Here is a 22,964-nt window from a genome sequence, read left to right on the forward strand (position 1 = left end):
GCAGGGTCAATGGAAAACCTGGAGCAACTCGTACAGGACGGCCTGAAAGCGGTAGAGCAGGCGACGGACCTGCAGGCGCTGGATCAGGTGCGTGTTGATTATCTGGGCAAGAAGGGTGTGCTGACACAGCAGCTCAAGTCGCTGGGTCAGTTGTCCGCCGAAGAGCGGCCGGCCGCGGGGCAGAAGATTAACCAGGCCAAGGGCGAAGTGCAGGACGCCATCAACGCGCGTCGCGCCGAACTGGAAAATGCGGCCCTGGACGCCAAACTGGCGGCGGAATCGATCGACGTGACCCTGCCCGGTCGAGGCCAGAGTCGTGGCGGTCTGCATCCGGTGACGCGAACCATCCAGCGCATGGAGCAGTTCTTCTCCCGCGCCGGTTACACCGTGGAAGAGGGCCCGGAAATCGAAGACGACTACCACAACTTCGAGGCCCTCAACATTCCCGGCCATCACCCGGCCCGTGCCATGCACGACACCTTTTACTTCAATCCGGGCACCCTGCTGCGGACCCACACGTCACCGGTCCAGATCCGCACCATGGAAGACGGCCAGCCGCCGTTCCGCATGATCTGCCCGGGCCGGGTCTACCGCTGTGACTCGGACATGACCCACACGCCGATGTTCCATCAGGTGGAAGGCCTGGTGGTCGACAAGAACATCAGCTTTGCCGACCTCAAGAGCACCGTGGAGGAGTTCCTGCGGGTGTTCTTCGAAAAGGATCTGGCCGTGCGCTTCCGTCCGTCCTACTTCCCCTTCACCGAGCCGTCGGCTGAAGTGGACATTGAATGGGGCCGCAATGACGACGGCTCGATCAAGTGGCTGGAAGTCATGGGCTGCGGCATGGTCCACCCCAAGGTCTTCGAATACTGCGGCATTGATCCCGAAACCTACCGCGGGTTTGCCTTCGGCATGGGCGTCGAACGACTCGCCATGTTGCGCTACGGCGTGAACGACCTGCGCATGTTCTTCGAGAACGACCTGCGCTTCCTGCGCCAGTTCCGCTGATCGACAGCACTGGCATTGACGGTTTCAGGATAAACGGATCAGGACAAGGCAACGAACATGAAATTTAGCGAACAATGGCTGCGCGAGTGGGTGAACCCGGAGATCGACACCCAGGCACTGGTTGATCAGATCACCATGGCCGGTCTGGAAGTGGACGAGTTTGAATCCGTCGCCGGCGAATTTACCGGTATCATCGTGGGCGAAGTGCTGTCGGTCGAGCCGCATCCGGACGCGGACAAGCTGCGCGTCTGCCAGGTCGCTGGCGGTGCAGAAACGGTCCAGGTGGTCTGTGGCGCACCCAACGTCCGGCCGGGGATGAAAGTGCCGTTCGCCGAGGTGGGCGCGGTGCTGCAGGGCAACTTCAAGATCAAGAAGGCCAAGCTGCGTGGGCAGCCGTCTAACGGCATGCTGTGTTCCGAGTCCGAGCTGGGCCTTTCCGACAACCACGACGGCCTGATGGAGTTGCCGGCTTCAGCGCCGGCTGGCGAGAATATTCGCGACTACCTGGGCCTGGACGACGCCACCATCGACGTGGACCTGACGCCGAACCGCAGCGATTGCCTGTCCATCCGTGGCTTGGCTCGCGAAGTCGGTGTGCTCAACCGCCTGTTGGTGGAAGGCCCCGACATCAACCCGGTGGAGCCGGTGCATTCGGACGTGGTCGATATCCGCATCGATGCGCCGGAAGGCTGCCCCCGGTACCTGGGGCGGATCATCCGCAACGTCGATCTGAGCGCCGAAACGCCCCTGTGGATGCGTGAGCGCCTGCGTCGCTCCGGGATCCGCAGCATCGACGCGGCGGTGGACGTCACCAACTACGTCATGCTGGAGCTGGGGCAACCCATGCATGCGTTTGATCGCAGTGAAATTGACGGCGGCATCATCGTGCGCTGGGCCAGATCCGGTGAGAAGTTGGTGCTGCTGGACGGCCAGGAAGTGGAACTGGTTGAAGGCACGCTGGTCATTGCCGATCACGAGAAGCCCATCGCCATCGCCGGCGTCATGGGCGGCGAGCACTCCGGAGTCGCCGAAAAGACCCGTGACCTCGTGCTGGAAGCGGCGTTCTTCGATCCCATTTCCATTGCCGGCAAGGCGCGTCATTTCGGTCTGCACACTGATGCCTCTCACCGCTTTGAGCGGGGCGTCGATCCTGAGCTGACCCGCGATGCCATGGAGCGTGCGACCGCGCTGCTGCTGGAAATCGTCGGCGGCGAAGCGGGCGAGATCGTGGAAGTGCACAGCGAACAGCACCTGCCCAAATCCCCGGTGATCGAGTTGCGTCAACAACGGGTCACGGACGTGCTGGGACTGGAAATCGACCGCACCGAAATCGAGGAAATCCTGACGCGCCTGGGCCTGCATGTGGACAAACTGACCCGCGAAGGTTGGAAGGTCCACGTTCCGAGTTACCGCCCGGACATCACCATCGAAGAGGATCTGATCGAGGAAGTCGGCCGCATTTATGGTTACAACAACCTGCCGGTGACCGAGCCGGTCGGTAGCCTGGGTCTGCGCGAAGAGCAGGAAGCGGTGCGGCCGATCAGCCACGTACGATCCCTGCTGGTGGACCGCGGCTACCAGGAAGCGGTGACCTACAGCTTCGTGGACAGCAAGGTCCAGGCGCTGATCGACGGCGATCATACCGGTATCGAGCTGGCCAACCCGATTTCCAGCGATATGTCCGTGATGCGCACCAGCCTCTGGCCAGGCCTCCTGAAAACCGTGGCATACAACCAGAACCGCCAGCAGTCCCGCATCCGCCTGTTTGAGACCGGGCTGCGCTTCGTGCGCGAGGGTGAGGGCATTGAACAGGTGCCGATGCTGGCCGGCGTCGTGACCGGCGCCCAGAACCCGGAAAGCTGGGTCAACGGCCGCCGGAGCGTTGATTTCTTTGATGTGAAGGGAGATCTCGAGGCGCTGTTCGAGCTGCTGGGTATCACGGTTGAATTCAGCGCTGGCGAGCATGGCGCGCTGCATCCAGGGCAGACGGCCCAGCTCCATAAAAACGGTGAATTTGTGGGCTGGTTGGGAGCTTTGCACCCGCAAGTCCAGAAAAAGCTTGACCTGGATGGCACGATTTACGTCTTTGAGCTATTCTTGAATTCGATCCTTTCCGGATATGTGCCTAATTTCAAAGAATTTTCAAAATTCCCGGAAGTTCGGCGGGATTTGGCTATCATTATCGGGAATGAGGTGACGTACGCTGAAGTTCAGCGCGTTGCCCGTGAGAAGGCGGGTGAGTTCCTGACCGGCGCGCGGGTGTTTGACGTGTTTGAGGGTGACGCCATCGGCGAAGGGCGCAAGAGCCTGGCCCTGAGTCTCTTCTGGCAGCATCCGGAGCGGACGCTGAATGACGACGAGATCCTGACCTGGTTCGGTGCGGCGATCGACGCGCTGAAGGCGGAACTTGGTGCAACACTGAGGAGTTAATCGGAATGACGGCTTTGACGAAAGCGGAGATGGCGGAGCGCCTCTACGAAGAGCTGGGGCTCAACAAACGCGAAGCCAAGGAGATGGTGGAAGCCTTCTTCGGAGAAATCAGGGACGCACTGAGTCATAACGAGCAGGTCAAGTTGTCGGGGTTTGGCAACTTCGACCTCCGGGACAAGAAAGAGCGTCCCGGGCGCAATCCGAAGACCGGGGAGGAAATCCCCATCAGTGCGCGGCGCGTGGTGACCTTCCGCCCGGGACAAAAACTAAAACAGAAAGTAGAAGCGTATGCTGGAACCCAGTCATAACAACGAGCTGCCGCCGATTCCTGGCAAACGCTACTTCACCATCGGTGAGGTTGCGGACCTGTGTAGCGTCAAGGCTCACGTCCTGCGCTACTGGGAACAGGAATTCCCGCAACTGTCGCCGGTGAAGCGGCGGGGCAATCGTCGCTATTACCAGCGCGCCGACGTCCTGACCATCCGGCAGATTCGTAGCCTGCTTTACGATCAGGGCTACACCATCGGTGGCGCCAAGCAAAAGCTGAGCAGCCACGAAATCAAGGACGACACCTCCCAGTACAAGCAGCTCATCCGCCAGATGATTGCCGAGCTGGAAGAAGTCCTGGACGTCCTTAACAGCCCGACCTGACCCCGGGTCAGCGTCGGCGCTGGACCTCCTTTTTCTCGCAAAATTCCTGTTTATTTTTGGCAGGAGCTGGTGTAGACTTCGCTCCCGCTAAGCTATTGAACTCACTGTTCAAAGCCTGCCGTGTCGGGGCGTAGCGCAGTCTGGTAGCGCACCTGTATGGGGTGCAGGTGGTCGCAGGTTCAAATCCTGCCGTCCCGACCAATTTCCTCCCTTTTATAAGCCGTTGAATGTCGGTTTTTCTTTCCGGTGTTCCGTATAATCGGTCGATTCCGGATCGTACCCGCGGCAACGCATTTACCCTCGTCACCTGACCGATCTTTCCCCTTAAACAGTGCAACATGCATTCAACTGCGTATTGTTGGCATAGAATCTTTTCGATTTGAGCCAATCTTGACCGGGATCAGGAAGTTCCACAAAGCCTTTGTGTAGTTTGCGTCTAACGCTCTCACGGAAAGAGATGAGCCATGACGCAAAACACTCAAAAGTTGAAACTCGGTGCGCTGATCGCGCTGGTCGTCGGTTCCATGATCGGCGGCGGTATCTTTTCCCTTCCCCAGAATATGGCGACCAGTGCGGGCGCCGGCGCGGTCCTGATCGGCTGGGTGATTACGGCCATCGGCATGCTCACTCTAGCGTTTGTCTTCCAGACGCTGGCCAATCGCAAGCCCGATCTCGATTCCGGTATCTACGCCTATGCCAAGGCCGGTTTCGGCGACTACATGGGCTTCTCGTCAGCCTGGGGTTACTGGATCAGCGCCTGGCTGGGCAATGTCAGTTATTTCGTCCTGCTGTTCAGCACGCTGGGGTACTTTTTCCCGATCTTCGGTGAAGGCAACACGCTCGCGTCGATTGTTTGCGCTTCGTTGGTGCTCTGGGGCATCCATTTCCTGGTGCTCATGGGCATCCGGGAAGCGGCCTTCATCAACCTGGTAACGACCATCGCCAAAGTAGTGCCGCTGATTGTCTTCATCGTTATTGCTGCCACAGCCTTCAAGAGCGGTATTTTTGTTGACGATTTCTGGGGGCAGGGCAACCTGGAACTGGGCAGCGTGATGGACCAGGTGCGCAACATGATGCTGGTGACCGTCTGGGTCTTCATCGGCATTGAAGGGGCCAGCATCTATTCCGCCCGGGCAGAGAAGCGCAGTGACGTCGGTAAGGCCACGGTCATCGGCTTCCTGGGCGTGCTCCTGCTGTTGATCCTGGTGAACGTCCTGTCGATGGGGATCCTGCGCCAACCGGAGCTGGCCGGGCTCCAGAACCCGTCGATGGCCGGCGTGCTCGAACACGTGGTGGGGCGCTGGGGCTCAGTCCTGATCGGCGTTGGGCTGATCATCTCACTGGCCGGTGGTCTGCTGGCCTGGACGCTGCTGTGTGCCGAGATCCTGTTTGCCGGCGCCCGAGACCACACCATGCCGGCCTTCCTGCGCAAGGAAAACAGCAAACAGGTGCCGGCCAACGCCCTTTGGCTGTCCAATGGCCTGATCCAGCTTTTCCTGATCCTGACGCTGTTCAACGCGTCCACCTACCTGAGCCTGTTCTACCTGGCCACGTCGATGATACTGATCCCGTATTTCTGGTCCGCCGCCTACGCCCTGCTGGTGGCCTGGCGAAAGGACACTTACGAGACCGACCCGCGGGCCCGCAACAAGGATCTGCTGATTGCTCTGGTCGCCGTGATCTACAGCGTCTGGCTGGTGTACGCCGGGGGTGTCCAGTACATCCTGTTGTCGGCACTGCTCTACGCGCCGGGCGCGGCGCTGTTTGCCAAGGCCAAACGGGAGCAGAACCAGCCCGTGTTCACGCCGTTGGAAAAAGTGATCTTTGCTGTGGTGGTGATTGGTGCCCTGATTGCCGCCTATGGGTTGTACGCCGGGTTCCTGTCCCTCTGACCGGACGCTGTTTGCCGACGCTCAAAACGCTTCTTCCTACCCACGACAAGGAGACGTGCCATGTCTGGTCCGAAAACCCTCGGTGTTCACTCGGAAATTGGCAAGCTGAGAAAGGTCTTGGTCTGTTCACCGGGCCTGGCGCACCAGCGGCTGACCCCCCGCAACTGCGACGATCTGCTGTTCGATGATGTGCTCTGGGTCAACCAGGCCAAACGGGATCACTTTGACTTCGTCACCAAAATGCGGGAACGCGGGGTCGAAGTGCTGGAAATGCACAATCTGCTCACGGAAACCGTCAGGAATCCCGAGGCCCGGGACTGGATCCTGGATCGCAAGATCACACCCAACCTGGTTGGACTGGGCCTGCAGGACGAAGTGCGGGCCTGGCTGGAGGAGCAGGAGCCCCGCCGGCTGGCCGAATTCCTGATTGGCGGGGTGTCCGGTGATGATCTGCCCGGCGATCACAGCGGCAGCATCGTCAAGCTGTTCCGGGATTACCTGGGGCACTCCAGCTTTGTCGTGCCGCCGCTTCCGAACACGCTGTTTACCCGGGATACCACCTGCTGGATCTACGGCGGCGTGTCCCTCAATCCCATGCACTGGCTCGTGAGACGCCAGGAGACCCTGCTGGCCACCGCCATCTATCGATTTCATCCGGAGTTTGCGGAGGCCGACTTCAAGGTCTGGTATGGCGATCCGGATCAGGATCACGGCATGGCCACGCTGGAAGGTGGCGATGTGATGCCGATCGGCAACGGCATTGTGCTGATCGGTATGGGAGAACGGACGTCGCGCCAGGCCATCGGCCAACTGGCTCAATCCCTCTTCAATGAGGGCGCCGCCGAACGGGTGATCGTCGCCGGCTTGCCCAAGGCCCGTTCGGCCATGCACCTGGATACGGTCTTCAGCTTCTGCGACCGGGATCTGGTGACCGTCTTTCCCGAAGCCGTGCAGTCCATCGTGGCCTTTAGCCTGCGCCCGGATGAGAGCAAGCCGGGAGGTATCGATCTGCGGCGCGAAGAGGGCAGCTTCCTGGACGTCGTTGCCCAGGCGCTGGGGTTGAAGGCGCTGCGCGTGGTGGAAACCGGCGGTGACAGCTACGAAGCGGAACGGGAGCAGTGGGACGACGGCAATAACGTGGTGGCCATCGAGCCCGGTGTGGTCATCGGTTACGACCGCAACACCTCCACCAATACGTTGCTGCGTAAGGCCGGTGTGGAAGTCATCACCATCGATGCCAGCGAGCTGGGCCGGGGGCGCGGTGGCGGCCACTGTATGACCTGTCCCATCGTACGCGATCCCGTCGATTACTGACGCAAACGGAACATTGTCACGGAGGTTTTTTACATGGCGTTCAATATCCACAACCGCAGCCTGCTCAGCCTGATGCACCACAGCACCCGCGAGCTGCAATACCTGCTGGACCTGTCCCGGGATCTCAAGCGGGCGCGTTACACCGGTACCGAGCAGCAGCATCTGCGGGGCAAGAACATCGCGTTGATTTTCGAGAAGACCTCCACACGAACCCGTTGTGCCTTTGAAGTAGCGGCCTATCAGCAGGGGGCCAACGTCACTTATATCGATCCCACGTCGTCACAGATCGGGCACAAGGAAACCATGAAGGACACCGCCCGTGTGCTGGGGCGGATGTACGACGCCATCGAATACCGGGGGGCAGGGCAGGCGATTGTCGAGGATCTCGCCCAGTATGCCGGGGTGCCGGTCTTCAATGGCCTCACCGATGAATACCATCCGACCCAGATGCTGGCCGACGTGCTGACCATGCGCGAGCACAGTGACAAGCCCCTGCACGACATTCGCTATGCCTATCTGGGAGATGCCCGTAACAACATGGGCAACTCGCTGCTCCTGATCGGCGCCAAGCTGGGGATGGATGTGCGGATCGGGGCGCCGAAGGCTCTGTGGCCGGCCGAAGAGCACATCGCAGCCTGCCGGGAGTTTGCCGAGGCCTCCGGTGCCCGGCTGACCCTCACGGAAAGCCCGGAAGAGGCGGTGCAGGGCGTCGATTTCATCCACACCGATGTCTGGGTCTCCATGGGCGAGCCCATCGAAACCTGGGGTGAGCGGATCCGTTTGCTGCGGCCCTATCAGGTGAACAAGGCGCTGCTGGACGCCAGTGGCAATCCGCGGGTGCGGTTCATGCACTGCCTGCCGGCCTTCCATAACGCCGAGACCAAGGTCGGTCGGCAGATTGCCGACCAGTACCCGGACCTCAGCGGCGGGATTGAAGTGACCGACGAGGTCTTTGAATCCCCCGCCTGCATCGCGTTCGAACAGGCCGAGAACCGCATGCACACCATCAAGGCGGTCCTGGTGTCCACCCTGGGCGACATCTGACGCCGACGGAAGAGGAGAGACTGAATGCGTATCGTCGCTGCCCTCGGCGGGAATGCCCTGTTACGCCGGGGCGAACCGCTAACGGCGGAAAACCAGCGCCAGAATGTGCGGGTCGCCTGCGAACAGCTGGCCCGGATCATTCCCGGGAATGAGCTGGTCATCGCCCACGGCAACGGCCCTCAGGTGGGGTTGCTGGCGCTACAGGGTGCCGCCTACAGCCAGGTCGAGCCCTATCCGCTGGACGTACTGGGGGCCCAGACCGAGGGTATGATCGGGTACATGATCGAACAGGAGCTGGGCAACCTGCTGCCGTTCGAGACGCCATTCGCCACGATCCTTACCCAGGTCGAAGTGGATGCTTCCGATCCAGCCTTTCAGCATCCCAGCAAGCCGATCGGACCGGTTTACTCGCGCCAGGAGGCGGACAGACTTGCCGCCGAGAAAGGCTGGCACATGGCGCCGGATGGCGACCGGTTCCGCCGGGTTGTGCCTAGCCCGCAGCCCAAACGCATCTTCGAAATCCGACCCGTGAAGTGGCTGCTGGAAAAGGGCAGCGTCGTGATCTGTGCCGGGGGTGGAGGGATTCCCACGGTCTACGATGCCGGTCGCAAGTTGCACGGCATCGAAGCCGTGATCGACAAGGACCTTTGTTCAGCCCTGTTGGCGGAACAGCTGGACAGTGACCTGCTGATCATCGCGACGGATGTGGAAGCCGTCTACGTCGACTGGGGGCAGCCCACCCAGCGGGCCATCGCACGGGCGCATCCCGACGATCTGCAGGCGCTGTCATTTGCTGCAGGCTCTATGGGCCCCAAGGTTCAGGCCGCCTGCGACTTCACCCGGCAGACCGGAAAGACGGCGGTGATCGGTTCGCTGGCGGACATTGAGGGGATTGTGGCGGGCCGGGCGGGCACCCGGGTGAGCCTGTCTGAACCCGGAATCGATTATCGCCAATAGCCGGTCTACCGGACGCCCGCATCTGCGCCCGCGACACACGGTGACCGCTTCGCCTGCAACGATGCCGGTTGTATCGGGGCGTGATGCCCTCCGACAGACAAGAATGGGAGAGTCCCTTTCGATCATGACGCCCAAGATGAAGAAAACGCTTTACCGCGCCTTACTGGCCACGGTTGTACTGGCCTTTATCGGCTGGGCGACCTGGTACGAAATGCGGCCTGACGAGCTCGGTGATGGGATCGTCTCGGGCAACGGTCGTATTGAGGCGACCGGGATTGACATTGCCACCAAGTTGGCGGGGCGTGTCGAGGAGATTCTGGTCCGGGAAGGGGGCTTCGTGGAGCCTGGTCAGGTCCTGGCGCGGATGGATACGCGGTCGCTGGAGGCCGAATTACGCCAGGTTCGCGCCGAACGTCAGCGCGCCCGCAATGCGCTGGAAACGGCGCATGCCCTGGTGGCACAGAATGAGAGCAACAAGGCGTCCGCCGAAGCGGTTGTGTTGCAACGCCAGGCTGAATTGACTGCGGCCAGGAAACGCTTCGAACGTTCCAATTCTCTGCTGGAACGCAATTCGATCTCCCGTCAGCAGGTCGATGACGATCGCGCCAACATGCAGAGTGCCGAGGCTGCGCTGGCGGTGGCGCGGGCCCAGGTCTCGGCAACCGACGCCGCGATTGCGGCATCCCGCTCCCAGGTGGTCGAGGCCGAATCCGCGATTGAGGCCGCAGAGGCGGCCGTGGCCAGGGTGCAGGCGGATATGGACGACAGTGAGCTGCGCGCGGATCGCGTGGCGCGGGTCCAGTACCGCATCGTCGAACCCGGCGAGGTGTTGGGTGTTGGCGGCAAGGTGCTCAACCTCGTCGACCTGACCGACGTGTACATGACGTTCTTCCTGCCGACATCCCAAGCGGGCCGAGTGGCGCTCGGAGACGACGTCCATCTGGTGCTGGACGCGGCACCCGGCTATGTCCTGCCAGCGCGCGTCAGCTTCGTCTCCAGCGTGGCCCAGTTCACACCCAAGACGGTGGAGACCCAGAGCGAGCGGGAGAAACTCATGTTCCGCATCCGGGCAAGAATTGATCCCGAACTGCTGCGAAAGCACATTGAACAGGTTAAAACCGGCTTGCCCGGAATGGCTTACATCAAGCTCGACCCGGACACTCCCTGGCCCGACAACCTGACCGTTAACGTCTCACCATGAGCCGGGAAAGCGTCGCCTGCCTGCGCGAGATCGGCCTGCGTTATGGCAAAGTCCAGGCACTGGATCACCTGAGCCTGGATATCCCCGCCAGTCAGGTTGTTGGGCTGATTGGGCCGGACGGAGTGGGTAAGTCCAGCCTGCTGGCCCTGACTGCCGGCTGCCGACGTATCCAGACGGGCACGGTCACCGTGCTTGGCGGCGATATGGCGGACGCCTCACACCGAAGACTGACCGGCCCACGGATTGCCTACATGCCCCAGGGGCTCGGCAGGAACCTGTATCTGTCGTTAACCGTCCGCGAGAACCTCGAGTTTTTCGGTCGCCTGTTCAGTCAGGGGCGGGAGGAGCGCAACCGTCGGATTGCCGACCTGACCCGCAGTACGGGCCTGGAAAAGTTTACCGAGCGACCCGCCGGCAAGCTCTCGGGAGGCATGAAGCAGAAGTTGGGACTGTGCTGTGCGCTGATCCACGACCCGGACCTGCTGATCCTCGACGAGCCCACCACCGGTGTCGATCCCCTGTCACGGAGCCAGTTCTGGGCCCTGATCGAGCGTATTCGAGGTCAGAGGCCTGGCATGAGCGTGCTGGTGGCGACGGCTTACATGGACGAGGCGGCGGGCTTCGACTGGCTGATCGCGATGAACGATGGCCGGGTGCTGGATGCGGGTACCCCGGCCGGACTGCTGGAAAAAACCGGGTGCGATTCGCTGGAGCGGGCTTTCATCCAACTGCTGCCGGAGAGCCGGCGCGGTCAGCACCGTGAGTTGGTCATACCGCCCCGGACGGTCACTGACGGCGTGGCGATTGAAGCCCATGGACTGACCAAGCGGTTTGGGGATTTCACGGCGGTGGACCATGTGGACTTCCGGATCGAGCGGGGCGAGATCTTCGGGTTTCTCGGCTCCAACGGGTGCGGCAAGTCCACCACCATGAAAATGCTGACAGGCCTGCTACCGTTCGAGGAGGGCGAAGCCCGACTGTTCGGCGAGCCGGTCGATCCCCACAACATCGACACCCGGCGCCGGGTGGGTTACATGTCGCAGGCTTTCTCGCTCTATGGCGAGTTGACGGTGGGGCAGAACCTGGACCTGCATGCCCACCTGTTCCACCTGCCCGATGACCTGTATCAGGCGCGCCGACGGGCGTTACTGGATCGCTTTGACCTGGCGGGCGTGATCGACCAGACGTCCGGCGAGCTTCCGCTCGGGGTCCGCCAGCGGCTGTCGTTGGCCGTTGCCATCCTGCACCAGCCGGAGATCCTGATCCTCGACGAGCCCACATCCGGCGTCGATCCGGTGGCGCGGGATACGTTCTGGGAGCAGCTGATCCGCATGTCTCGGGAAGACGGCGTCACCATCTTCATTTCCACCCACTTCATGAACGAGGCCATGCGCTGTGACCGCATCTCGCTGATGCATGCCGGCCAGGTACTGGACAGCGACGCGCCCCGGGCCCTGATGGACAAGCGGGGCTCGACCACCCTGGAAGACACCTTCATCGCCTACCTGCGAGACGCCGGTGACGGCAGCGACGTCTCGTCGGCGCCGGTCTTCGAAGCGCCGGTCGATGTCGCAGGAAGCGCTCCGCCCCCGCCGCGTTTCAGCCGCCGTCGCCTGATGAGCTACGCGCGGCTGGAGAGCATGGAGCTGCGACGCGATCCGGTGCGCGCCACGATGGCCCTGGCCGGCACACTGATCCTGATGTTCATCATGGGCTATGGCATCACCATGGACGTCGAGGACCTGACTTTCGCCGTGCTGGACCGCGATCAGACCACCGCCAGCGAGCATTACGTCCTCAACCTCTCCGGGTCGCGGTATTTCAGGGAAAAGGCCCCGTTAACCAGCTATGACGACATGGACCAGCGGCTGCGAAATGGGGACATCAGCCTGGCCGTGGAAATTCCTCCCCGTTTCGGGCGGGACCTCAAGCGGGGGGATTCGCCCCAGGTGGCCTATTGGGTGGACGGCGCCACGCCCAATCGCGCCAACACGATAGAGGGGTATGTCCAGGGCATCCACATGGCCTATCTCGAAGAGCTGGCCAGGGATCATGGTGTGAATCCCGGCGTCGGTCGAGCCAACATCGAGATTCGCTACCGCTACAATCGGGGCGTCCAGAGCCTGCCGGCCATGGTGCCCGCGGTTATCCCCCTGTTGCTGATGATGATCCCGGCCATACTGACGGCGCTCGGTGTGGTCCGGGAGAAAGAGCTGGGCTCGATCACCAACTTCTACGTCACGCCGGTGACCCGGCTGGAGTTTCTCCTGGGCAAGCAACTGCCCTACATCGGTATGGGGCTGGTTAACTTCCTGCTGATGGCCCTGCTGGCGGCCACGGTGTTTGGTGTGCCGGTGAAAGGCAGTCTGCTGACCCTTACGTTGGGCGCCTTGCTGTATGTGATGTGCTCAACGGGACTTGGGCTATTGATGTCGTCGCTCTTCAGGAGCCAGATCGCGGCCATATTCGGCACCGCCATCGCCACCTTGATCCCGGCCATCCAGTTTTCCGGTATCGTGCATCCGGTCTCGGCGATGGAGGGCGCGTCGGCATTCATCGGCCACCTCTATCCGACCAGCCATTTCCTGCTGATCAGCCGGGGCGCTTTCTCCAAGGCACTGGGCATGGAGGAACTGTACCCATACTTCCTGGCCCTTATGGTTACGGTTCCGGTACTGATCCTGGCAAGCGTGGCCGGACTCAGGAAGCAGGAAAAATGATCCGCTCACTGTCCAATATCCTGCAGCTTGGTATCAAGGAGCTGCGGACCCTGGCCCGCGATCCGGCCATGGTCATACTGATCGTCTATGCATTTACCGTGAGTGTCCACGCCACCGCCACGAGCGAACCCGAGACGCTTCACCGGGCGACCATTGCCATTGTCGACGAAGACCATTCGCCGGTTTCCCGCCGTATCATCGATGCGTTCCAGGAGCCTTTCTTCGTAACGCCGGTGCTGACCGATCACGCGGGCATGGACGAGGGAATGGATAAAGGGCGCTTCACGTTCACCGTCAATATCCCCGTGAACTACCAGCGCGACCTGCTGAAAGGGGAGGCACCGGCGATCCAGCTCAACGTCGATGCGACCCAGGTCAGTCAGGCGTTTACCGGTGCCGGCTATATCCAGCAGATTGTCCAGGAGGAGGTTGCCGCCTTCCTGGCCGGGCATCGGCCGGACAGCAGGATGCCCGTCCAGGCTGTCGTGCGTGCCGTATACAATCCCAACCTCGATCCAAGCTGGTTCGGTGCGGTCAATGCCGTCATTGATCAAATCACCATGTTATCGATCATCCTGACCGGCGCCGCACTGATCCGTGAAAGGGAGCACGGCACCATCGAGCATCTTTTGGTCATGCCGGTGGCGCCGTTCGAGATTATGGCGGCCAAGGTCTGGTCTATGGGACTGGTGGTGTTGGCAGCGGCAGGCATCTCGCTGCGCTTTGTCGTGGAAAGCTGGCTGGCCATTCCGATATCGGGCTCGCTGGCGCTGTTTCTTTTCGGCACGGCGCTGCACCTGTTCGCCACCACGTCGATGGGTATCTTCTTTGGCACGGTGGCCCGGTCAATGCCCCAGCTGGGGTTGCTGGTGATCCTGGTACTGATTCCCCTGCAGATGCTATCGGGGGGCGTAACGCCGAGGGAAAGCATGCCGCTGCTGGTCCAGTACATCATGGTGCTGGCGCCGACGACGCACTTTGTCGAATTGGGGCAGGGCATCCTGTTTCGTGGCGCCGGCCTTACCATCGTATGGCCACAGCTCGTGGCGCTGTTGGCCATCGGCAGCGTCTTCTTTGGCTATTCCCTGTCACGGCTACGCCAATCCCTACGCTAGTGTCTCGTCTGGTTCATTCGTTGACCTGCTGCGTACCGCTGACGTCTCTGGCCAAGGCGCCAGCCCGCCGGTTTGGGGTTCCACATCCAGGGTTGGCATCGCAGGTCCAGAGGCGTCAGTGGTGCGCCCTTCGGGAGCGCCTGAACGCTTGGATAGCGGTGTTGCGGCAGCTCGATTTGGAACCACCGGAGCGCCGGCCGCCAAACCTTTGCTATCGCGCCCTATTCTCAAAGCGTTCAGGCGCTCAGTCGATCAGCGAATGAACCAGACGGGACATTAATGATACCTTTCAAAAATCTTTCAAAACGACGAGGCCCCTGGCCAATAGGTTAGAGCCCTCCTTACCAGCCGACCCTGATTGCCTTCCGGTCCGAGCCGTCGTGCCCATTTCTGACGTAGGTCAAACCAGCCATTCGGCGTTACCCTCAAATGGAGGCGAGGAACCTTCACCTCAGTTACAGGGAGAGGTCATATGTCGAGGAATCTGTTAGAGGATCGCGTGGCCGCATTGCGCTGCATGACCCGCCTGTCTGGACAGGTGACGGAACAGAGGACATAGTGTGTTGCCGGGCACAGGGCCGGTGGCAACAGGCCCTGACCGAAGGCACCTCAAAATAACAACGGACACAATCGGCTTCGCGCAATGACTGCAGTAACCCATTCCGTATTGGTCGTGGATGACGATGAAGACATCTGCGAATTGCTACAGACCTTTCTCGGGCAGGCCGGCTATCACGTGCGGACCGCTTCCGATGGCGAGGCCATGCGGGCCGCCATGGATGACTGTCTGCCGGATGTGCTGATCTTGGACATCATGCTGCCCGGCGACGACGGCTTCACCCTGTGTCGCTGGGTGCGGGATCATTTCGCCCTGCCCATCATCATGCTGACCGCCAGTTCCGACGAAACCGACAAGGTGATCGGTCTTGAACTCGGCGCGGACGACTACATCGCCAAACCCTTCAGCGCCCGGGAACTCCAGGCCCGGATCAAGGCGCTGTTGCGGCGTTCCCAGTTGAGCCAGCAGGGGTTCCGGCGCTACGTCCGGTTCGCCCAGTGGCGGCTGGATTGTCAGACCCACGAGCTGAATGACCAGGGCGGGCAGCGCATCAGCCTGTCCGGGGCGGATTTCGCGTTGCTCAAGCTGTTCGTGGATCACGCCAACAGCATTCTCGATCGCGACACCATCGCCGGCGTTACCCGCGGGCGGGAAGCCGATCCGCTGGACCGGGTGGTGGACGTGGCCGTGTCGCGGTTGCGGCACCGTTTGGGGGACAAGGGCCGCCAGCCCAAGCTGATCCGCACGGTGCGCGGCGCGGGCTACATGCTCACGGCTACCGTCAGTTACGAGAATGAGTAAAGTCCGGGCCCTGTTCCAGCGCATCCGGCCCCAGTCCCTGCTGACGCGGATGCTGTTGTTGACCCTGGTTGCGGTGGTGCTGGCCCAGGGGATCTCCACCGCATTCTGGTACACCACCTTCCGCGCCCAGGAAACCGCCGGGCTGATCAACAGCAGTCGCAATCTGGCCTATTCTGCGGCGGCGACGGTCCGCTTTTTCAAGTCGTTGCCGCTGGAATACCGGCATATCGTGCTGGAGCAGTTGCGCAACATGGGCGGTACGCGCTTTTTCGTGTCCCTGAACGAGCGGGAAATCGCCCTGAAGCCGTTGCCGGATACGTCCCGCAAGGCGGAGGTGGTGGATGCAGTGTCCGAGGTGCTGCGGGAGCGCATTGGCGGCGATCTGCCCATTCGGGTGGAGTTCGTGGCGCCGGAGGATCTGCGCATCCTCAACAGCCAGATGAAGCTGACGGATCTGCCGCCCTCCTGGGCCAATTACGCGCTCAACCTTGATCCGATCAATCCGCCGGTGCTGGTGACGCAGATCGAGATCGCCCCCGATGAGTGGCTGTATCTGGCGACGCCGCTGCCAGCGCCCTATGTGTCGCTCGAGGACAACAGCGGCCTGCCCAAACAGCAGATCTTCTTCATTGGCCTGTTGACCATTTTCCTGCTGACCTTCATCGCCCTGCTGGTGCGTTGGCAGACCCGGCCGCTGCGACGGCTGGCCCGGGCCGCCCGGGAAATGCCGTTTGACGACGATCGCCCGCCGCTGGCGGAGCGGGGCAGCAGTGAGGTGGTTGCCGTCACACGGGCCTTCAACACGCTGCGGGACCGGATTCAGCGCTACCTGAAGGATCGCGAGCAGTTGTTCACCTCCGTGTCCCACGACTTGAAAACGCCGATCACCCGCCTGCGCCTGCGCAGCGAACTGCTTGACGATGAGATGCTGCGTTCCAAATTCGAGAAGGATCTCCAGGAACTGGACCTGCTGGTCAAGAGCGCGCTGCAGTCGGTCAAGGACAACGACATCTATGAAAATATGGAGTCGGTGGACGTGCATGGCCTGATCGACCAGGTCACTGAGCCGGCCGCCCGCACGCCGGGCAAGGTCTCTCTGGAGGGGCGGGCCCGACGGCCGTACCGTTGCAAGCCGCTGGCGCTTCGGCGATGCATCGGGAACCTGTTCGATAATGCGCTAAAATACGGGGAGCGGGTCACGATCCGTATCGAGGATTCCCCTACGACCTTGACCCTGCATTTCGAGGACGAGGGGCCGGGGCTGCCGCCGGACCAGCTCAAGAAGATCTTCGAGCCCTACTACCGGGCGTCGCCCAGCGCGCCGGGAGAAGGGCTTGGCCTGGGTATTGCCCGGGCGATCGCCCACGCCCACGGGGGGGATGTCGAAGCCTCCAACCGGGAACAGCGTGGGTTGCGGTTGACGCTGATCCTGCCGCGGAATCCGGATTAATCCTCCTGGCCTGTCCGGGGCCGAGCCTTGTGGTTGCTGCGTTTCAGGTCAATGTATCGATCCGGTTACATTGACCTTGCACTTTGATACGTCAGGCTTTTGCCCCTTGCCATAGACTCGAATGACGTTGTCGAGCGCTGACAGCGAAAAAATGACATTCACAACAACAACAAGGTGCCAACCTATGAAACCGATCAGGCATTTACTGGCCGCTATCGGCCTGAGTTTTGTGCTTTCCCCGGCGCACGCCGGCCAGGTTGAGGTGCTCCACTGGTGGACATCCGGTGGCGAGGCCAAGGCCATGGGTGTCCTCAAGGAAATGATGGAAGAGCAGGGCCACACCTGGAAAGACTTCGCCGTCGCCGGTGGTGGTGGTGAAGCCGCCATGACCGTCCTCAAGACACGCGCAGTATCCGGCAACCCCCCGGCCGCGGCCCAGATCAAGGGCCACGACATCCAGGAGTGGGCCAAGCTGGGCTTCCTGACCAATCTCGATGACGTGGCCAAGGAAGAGAAATGGGATCAGGTCCTGCCGCCGATCGTTTCCGACATCATGAAGTACGAAGGCCATTACGTGGCCGTTCCGGTCAACGTACACCGGGTCAACTGGCTGTGGGTCAACCCCGACGTGTTCAAGAAAGTCGGAGTCGAAGTCCCGCACACCTGGGACGAGTTCTTTGAGGTCGCTGACAAGATCAAGGCGGCCGGCATCATCCCGCTGGCCCACGGTGGTCAGGCCTGGCAGGACGCGACTGTGTTCGAGGCCGTTGCCCTGGCGGAGTTGGGGCCCAAGGACTACACCGCAGCTTTCGTGAATCACGATATGGACGTGCTGTCCGGCCCGAAAATGGTCGAGGCGCTGACCAAGTTCCACAAGATCCGCGACTACATCGACCCGAACGCGGTTGGTCGTGACTGGAACGTGGCCACCAAGATGGTCATCAACGGCGACGCCGCCATGCAGATCATGGGCGACTGGGCCAAGGGCGAGTTCACGGCGGCCGACAAGGTGGCCGGCAAGGACTACCTCTGTGTACCGGCGCCGGGCACCGAAGATTCTTTCACCTTCAACATCGACTCACTGGCCATGTTCAAGTTGAACAACGAGGCCAATGAAAAAGCCCAGATGGATCTGGCACGCACCATCCTGCGTCCGAAGTTCCAGACCATCTTCAACAAGGCCAAGGGTTCCATCCCGGTACGGACTGATGTCGACATGGCCAGCTTTGACGACTGCGCCAAGGCATCCATGAAGGCCTTCAAGTCCACCGCCGATACCGGCGGCCTGGTCCCGAGCATGGCTCACGGCATGGCGACCACCAGTGCCATCCAGGGCCAGATCTTCGATGTGATCACGAACTTCTTCAACACCAAGGATGCGGATCCGGAAGCCACCGCCAAGCAACTGGCTTCTGCTGTCCAGTCCGCTCTCTGATCTAACCTGCAAGACCGGATGGGGCGCTGGCCAGCGCCTCGTCCGCTGACCGATAACGGTTGAGGAGTTCTCACCATGGCTCACTCTGGTGTGGTGTCGGAAACGGCATCCCAGCCCGCCCGTGGCCGACTGACCCAGCGTTTACAACAATGGTTGCCCAAACTGGCGCTCGCGCCGACGGCTGCCATGGCGCTGGTTGGTATCTACGGGTTTATGTTCTGGACCGGTGTCCTGTCGTTCACCGGCTCCACCTTCCTGCCCAGCTACGAATTCGTGGGCTTCGAGCAATACGCGCACCTGTTCAGCAACGCCCGCTGGGCAACCGCGTGTGCGAACCTGGCCATCTTTGGCCTGCTGTTCATCTTCTGCTGCCTGGTAATTGGCTGCTTTCTGGCGATCCTGCTGGATCAGCGCATCCGCAACGAGGGTGTGATCCGCACGATCTATCTCTACCCACTGGCCCTGTCCATGATCGTGACCGGGACGGTGTGGCAATGGATTCTCAATCCCAGTCTGGGGCTGGAGAAGCTCATGCACGACTGGGGATGGACCAGCTTCAAGTTCGACTGGCTGACCAACCCGGACATGGTGATCTACACCATCGTCATCGCCGCCGTCTGGCAGGCGTCCGGCTTCGTCATGGCGCTGTTCCTGGCGGGCCTGCGGGGGATTGATCCGGCCATCATCAACGCCGCCCGCGTCGACGGGGCGAGCCTGCCGCGGATCTACCTGCGGATTGTGCTGCCGGCCATGCGCCCGGTGTTCTTCAGCTCGGTGATGGTGCTGGCGCACATCGCCATCAAGAGCTTCGACCTGGTCATGGCGATGACATCCGGTGGACCGGGATACGCCTCCGACCTGCCAGCCATGTTCATGTACTCGTTTACGTTCACTCGCGGCCAGATGGGCCTGGGTGCCGCCAGTTCCATCATGATGCTGGCCATGCTGCTGGCGCTTCTGGTGCCCTACCTGTATTCGGAACTGAGGGGACAACGCAATGGCTAGTCAGATCGAGAAAAAACTCACCCCCAGCCGGATCCTGATCTATGCCACGCTGCTGCTGGCGTGTGTGGCCTACCTGATTCCGGTGTTCATCATGATCATCACCAGCTTCAAGACCACGGGCGATATCCGCTCGGGCAACCTGATCAGTTTCCCGGAAGTCTGGTCTTTTGAGGCCTGGGCCAAGGCCTGGTCCACGGCCTGCACCGGGGTCCAGTGCAACGGCGTCAGCGGGTTCTTCTGGAACTCCATCAAGATGGCCGTTCCGGCGGTGCTGATTTCCACTGCGCTGGGCGCGATCAACGGCTATGTGCTGTCCAAGTGGCGCTTCCGCGGGTCGGACATCTTCTTCAGCCTGCTGCTGTTCGGCTGCTTCCTGCCGTTCCAGGTGATCCTGCTGCCGATGGCGGCGACCCTGGGCAAGATGGGCCTGGCCAACACGACCACCGGCCTGGTGATTGTCCATGTGGTCTATGGCGTGGCCTTTACCACGCTGTTTTTCCGCAACTTTTATGTGGGCGTGCCAGACGCGCTGATCAAGGCGGCTCGCCTGGATGGCGCCGGATTCGTCACGATCTTCGTGCGCATCCTGCTGCCCATGTCGGTGCCGATCATCATGGTGTGCTTCATCTGGCAGTTCACCCAGATCTGGAACGACTTCCTGTTCGGGGTGGTGTTCGCCAGCGGTGACAGCCAGCCGATCACCGTCGGCCTGAACAATCTCGTGAATACCAGTACCGGTGTGAAGGAATACAACGTCGATATGGCCGCCGCCATGATCGCCGCCCTGCCAACACTGGTCGTCTATGTCCTGGCAGGGAAGTATTTCATTCGCGGACTGACGTCCGGCGCTGTAAAAGGTTAGAGGTCTGACAATGGCACAATTACAACTCAAGGGTATCCGCAAGACCTACGGCAATGCCGTCCAGGAAACGCTCAAGGGCATCGACATCAACATCGAGTCCGGTGAGTTCCTGATCCTCGTAGGGCCCTCCGGCTGCGGCAAGTCCACGCTGATGAACAGTATTGCCGGCCTGGAAACCGTCACCGAGGGCAGCATCCTGATCGACGGGCGCGATGTGACGAACGCCGAACCCAAGGATCGCGACATCGCGATGGTGTTCCAGTCCTACGCGCTGTATCCGACGATGACGGTGCGCGAAAACATCGCGTTCGGCCTGAAAATCCGGCGCATGCCCAAGGAAGAGATCGACGCGGAAGTCGAGCGGGTGGCCAAGCTGCTGCAGATCGAGCCACTGCTTGACCGCAAACCCTCGCAACTGTCCGGTGGCCAGCAGCAACGGGTGGCCATGGGCCGCGCGCTGGCGCGTCGTCCCAAGCTCTACCTGTTCGACGAGCCGCTGTCCAACCTGGACGCCAAACTGCGAGTGGAAATGCGCACGGAAATCAAGCGCTTGCACCAGCGCCTGGGCACCACCATCGTCTACGTGACCCACGACCAGATCGAGGCCATGACGCTGGCGGACCGAATCGCCGTGATCAAGGACGGTGAGCTGCTGCAGTTGGGCTCTCCCAAGGAAATCTATGAGCGTCCATCCTGTCGTTATGTGGCCAGCTTCATCGGCTCACCGGCGATGAGCTTCATCCCGCTGACGGTGGAGAGCGACGGCGGCAACCTGCGCGCCAGCCTGCGCAGCGCCGATGGCGAGCAGATCTACGTGCCGCTGCCGGAGACATTGGCCGCCTACGAAGGCAAGGAAATCCATCTGGGCATCCGCCCGGAGCACATTACCCAGCCGCTGGCGCACAAAGCCGGGCAGGAGGCGACGTCTTCCGGCAAATTCCGGATCGAGGTCACCGAGCCGACCGGTCCGGACGTGATGGCCCTGATCAAGATCAACGACACCGAAGTGCATTGTCGACTGGATCCGGACCATACCGTGGATCCCGGTGAACCGGCCGAACTGATGATCGATCTCAGCCGTGCGGTCTACTTTGAGGCCGGCAAGGAAGCGCGCATCGACATCTGATCCAGCCCTTGCCCCGGCCGGCTTTTCCTCGTGGCGGCCGGGGCCCTTTCCCTTCGAATTCGTTGGTCTCCGTCCGGTATGACTATTTTTTATCCATGCGCCATTGGTGTAGGGTAAAGAAACGCCACCCAAAAAGGAGAACGAGGAATGTCTGATCAAACTGATGGTTCCTACGATCCGGACAAGGGGTATGTGGCCTTGCTCGGTTGGAGTCTGAACGCGGTGGAAGCCGCCGATCAATTCAACCGCCGCTATGTGGTCGTGGCGCCGGAATGGGCCGAGAGTTACTGTCAGGAGCACAGTATTCCGTACGTGCCCTGGAATTTTGAACGGCTGAACGACCGCTCCATGGAAATTGCGCAGACGCTGAAGGATATGGGCGTCAATGTGGCGATTCCGCTGTTTGAAGAGACGGTGGAATGGGCCGGCGCGATCAACGCTGTACTGCTGGAAAATCCTCGCCTGTTTGGTCAGGCCATGTTGTTGCGGGATAAGGCGCTGATGAAACGGCGTGCCCAGCTCGGGGGTATCCGGGTGGGCATTTTCGAGGAGGCGCACGACCGTGAGGATGTCATCCGCTTCCTGAAACGGGTCAACCAGACGCTGCTCAAACTCGACGGCGACCCCAACGACCCGATCCACCTCAAGGCCTTCGACAAGGCCGGTTGCCTTGGCCACCGGGTGATCCGCACGCCGGACGAGGTCGATACCATTCCCGAGGAGGAATTCCCGGTGCTGATGGAATCCCATCTGGACGGCTGGGAGTTTGCGGTGGAGGCCTGGATTCATAACGGCAAGATCCGTTTCCTCAACATTTCCGAGTACGTCACCCTGGGCTACTCGGTCTTCGTACCGGCCTCGCCGGAGCTGGAAAAATACCGGCCACAGATTACCGAGCAGATCGAGAAGCTGATCAAGACGTTCGATATCGATTTCGGTTTCGTTCACCCGGAATATTTCGTCACCAACGACGGCGAGATGTATTTCGGCGAGGTGGCGTATCGCCCACCAGGCTTCAAGGTGTTCGAGCTACTCGAACGGGTGTACGGGTTCAACGCCTACCAGGGCATGATCCTGGCGTTCGATCCCAAGACCACCGAAGAGGAGATCACCGCGTTCTTCCCGAAAGAGGTGGTGGATGCCAAGTGCTATGCCGGTTGTTTCGGGGTCTATCCGCGACTGCGGGTGGTCAGCCGCCTGGAAATTCCGGAGGAAACCGAGGATCACCCGTACTACGAGTCCAACGACCTGGCGCCGCCGATGCAGGATACGGTCACCAAGCGTACGGCCTTCGGCACACACTGGGGGCTGCTGTACTTCAAGGGTGACGATCCCCACAAGATGCGCGATCTCCTGAAACATCAGGAAGAGCTGGACTTTTACGTGTAGTCTGT

The 22,964-nt window shown here is 61.2% G+C and carries 18 protein-coding genes and 1 tRNA gene; all 19 read left to right on the forward strand.

Annotated features, from left to right (window positions below):
* The first annotated feature begins 9 nt into the window (after nt 1-9).
* The 19 genes from pheS to JL474_RS00730 all read left to right on the forward strand — a co-directional run bounded on the left by pheS (nt 10) and on the right by JL474_RS00730 (nt 22,959).
* Complete coding sequence (gene pheS / locus JL474_RS00640) at nt 10-1,008, forward strand: phenylalanine--tRNA ligase subunit alpha (protein ID WP_123634240.1); 999 nt, start codon at nt 10-12, stop codon at nt 1,006-1,008.
* Between the two features lie 57 nt (nt 1,009-1,065).
* Nucleotides 1,066-3,438 (forward strand): phenylalanine--tRNA ligase subunit beta, encoded by a 2,373-nt coding sequence (pheT, locus tag JL474_RS00645; RefSeq protein WP_203140575.1) that lies wholly within the window; start codon nt 1,066-1,068, stop codon nt 3,436-3,438.
* Between the two features lie 5 nt (nt 3,439-3,443).
* On the forward strand, nt 3,444-3,746 hold the full coding sequence (ihfA, locus tag JL474_RS00650) for an integration host factor subunit alpha (RefSeq protein WP_004578706.1): 303 nt from the start codon (nt 3,444-3,446) through the stop codon (nt 3,744-3,746).
* Nucleotides 3,727-4,089 (forward strand): MerR family transcriptional regulator, encoded by a 363-nt coding sequence (locus JL474_RS00655; protein ID WP_123634238.1) that lies wholly within the window; start codon nt 3,727-3,729, stop codon nt 4,087-4,089. The genes ihfA and JL474_RS00655 overlap by 20 nt, the downstream gene beginning before the upstream one ends.
* Before the next feature lie 124 nt (nt 4,090-4,213).
* A tRNA-Pro gene (locus JL474_RS00660) sits at nt 4,214-4,290 on the forward strand.
* Between the two features lie 263 nt (nt 4,291-4,553).
* The gene (gene arcD / locus JL474_RS00665) at nt 4,554-5,981 is read left to right on the forward strand and encodes an arginine-ornithine antiporter (RefSeq protein ID WP_203140576.1); all 1,428 of its coding nucleotides are present in this window, start codon (nt 4,554-4,556) and stop codon (nt 5,979-5,981) included.
* A 60-nt stretch (nt 5,982-6,041) separates the two neighbouring features.
* A complete protein-coding gene (gene arcA / locus JL474_RS00670; protein ID WP_203140577.1) occupies nt 6,042-7,295 on the forward strand; it encodes an arginine deiminase in 1,254 nt (417 codons plus the stop codon).
* 33 nt (nt 7,296-7,328) lie between these two features.
* On the forward strand, nt 7,329-8,339 hold the full coding sequence (locus JL474_RS00675; RefSeq protein WP_203140578.1) for an ornithine carbamoyltransferase: 1,011 nt from the start codon (nt 7,329-7,331) through the stop codon (nt 8,337-8,339).
* Between the two features lie 24 nt (nt 8,340-8,363).
* Nucleotides 8,364-9,296, forward strand: coding sequence for a carbamate kinase (arcC, locus tag JL474_RS00680; protein ID WP_203140579.1), 933 nt, complete (start codon nt 8,364-8,366; stop codon nt 9,294-9,296).
* Nucleotides 9,297-9,420: 124 nt separating this feature from the next.
* Complete coding sequence (locus JL474_RS00685) at nt 9,421-10,497, forward strand: HlyD family secretion protein (protein ID WP_203141265.1); 1,077 nt, start codon at nt 9,421-9,423, stop codon at nt 10,495-10,497.
* The gene (rbbA, locus tag JL474_RS00690) at nt 10,494-13,217 is read left to right on the forward strand and encodes a ribosome-associated ATPase/putative transporter RbbA (protein WP_203140580.1); all 2,724 of its coding nucleotides are present in this window, start codon (nt 10,494-10,496) and stop codon (nt 13,215-13,217) included. Before JL474_RS00685 ends, rbbA begins: the two co-directional genes overlap by 4 nt.
* Nucleotides 13,214-14,332, forward strand: coding sequence for an ABC transporter permease (locus tag JL474_RS00695; RefSeq protein ID WP_203140581.1), 1,119 nt, complete (start codon nt 13,214-13,216; stop codon nt 14,330-14,332). Before rbbA ends, JL474_RS00695 begins: the two co-directional genes overlap by 4 nt.
* A gap of 643 nt (nt 14,333-14,975) precedes the next feature.
* The gene (locus JL474_RS00700; protein WP_123633083.1) at nt 14,976-15,692 is read left to right on the forward strand and encodes a response regulator; all 717 of its coding nucleotides are present in this window, start codon (nt 14,976-14,978) and stop codon (nt 15,690-15,692) included.
* The gene (locus tag JL474_RS00705) at nt 15,685-17,142 is read left to right on the forward strand and encodes an ATP-binding protein (protein WP_165495641.1); all 1,458 of its coding nucleotides are present in this window, start codon (nt 15,685-15,687) and stop codon (nt 17,140-17,142) included. The genes JL474_RS00700 and JL474_RS00705 overlap by 8 nt, the downstream gene beginning before the upstream one ends.
* 184 nt (nt 17,143-17,326) lie before the next feature.
* Nucleotides 17,327-18,577, forward strand: coding sequence for an ABC transporter substrate-binding protein (locus JL474_RS00710; protein WP_203140582.1), 1,251 nt, complete (start codon nt 17,327-17,329; stop codon nt 18,575-18,577).
* Nucleotides 18,578-18,652: 75 nt separating this feature from the next.
* On the forward strand, nt 18,653-19,582 hold the full coding sequence (locus JL474_RS00715) for a carbohydrate ABC transporter permease (protein ID WP_123633087.1): 930 nt from the start codon (nt 18,653-18,655) through the stop codon (nt 19,580-19,582).
* The gene (locus JL474_RS00720; RefSeq protein ID WP_123633089.1) at nt 19,575-20,444 is read left to right on the forward strand and encodes a carbohydrate ABC transporter permease; all 870 of its coding nucleotides are present in this window, start codon (nt 19,575-19,577) and stop codon (nt 20,442-20,444) included. The genes JL474_RS00715 and JL474_RS00720 overlap by 8 nt, the downstream gene beginning before the upstream one ends.
* Before the next feature lie 10 nt (nt 20,445-20,454).
* Entirely contained in the window at nt 20,455-21,570 is a 1,116-nt protein-coding gene (locus JL474_RS00725) for an ABC transporter ATP-binding protein (RefSeq protein ID WP_203140583.1), read from the forward strand.
* A gap of 147 nt (nt 21,571-21,717) precedes the next feature.
* On the forward strand, nt 21,718-22,959 hold the full coding sequence (locus tag JL474_RS00730; protein ID WP_203140584.1) for an ATP-grasp domain-containing protein: 1,242 nt from the start codon (nt 21,718-21,720) through the stop codon (nt 22,957-22,959).
* Nucleotides 22,960-22,964 lie beyond the last annotated feature (5 nt).

This window comes from Marinobacter mangrovi (assembly GCF_016798325.1).
Classification (GTDB): domain Bacteria; phylum Pseudomonadota; class Gammaproteobacteria; order Pseudomonadales; family Oleiphilaceae; genus Marinobacter_A; species Marinobacter_A mangrovi.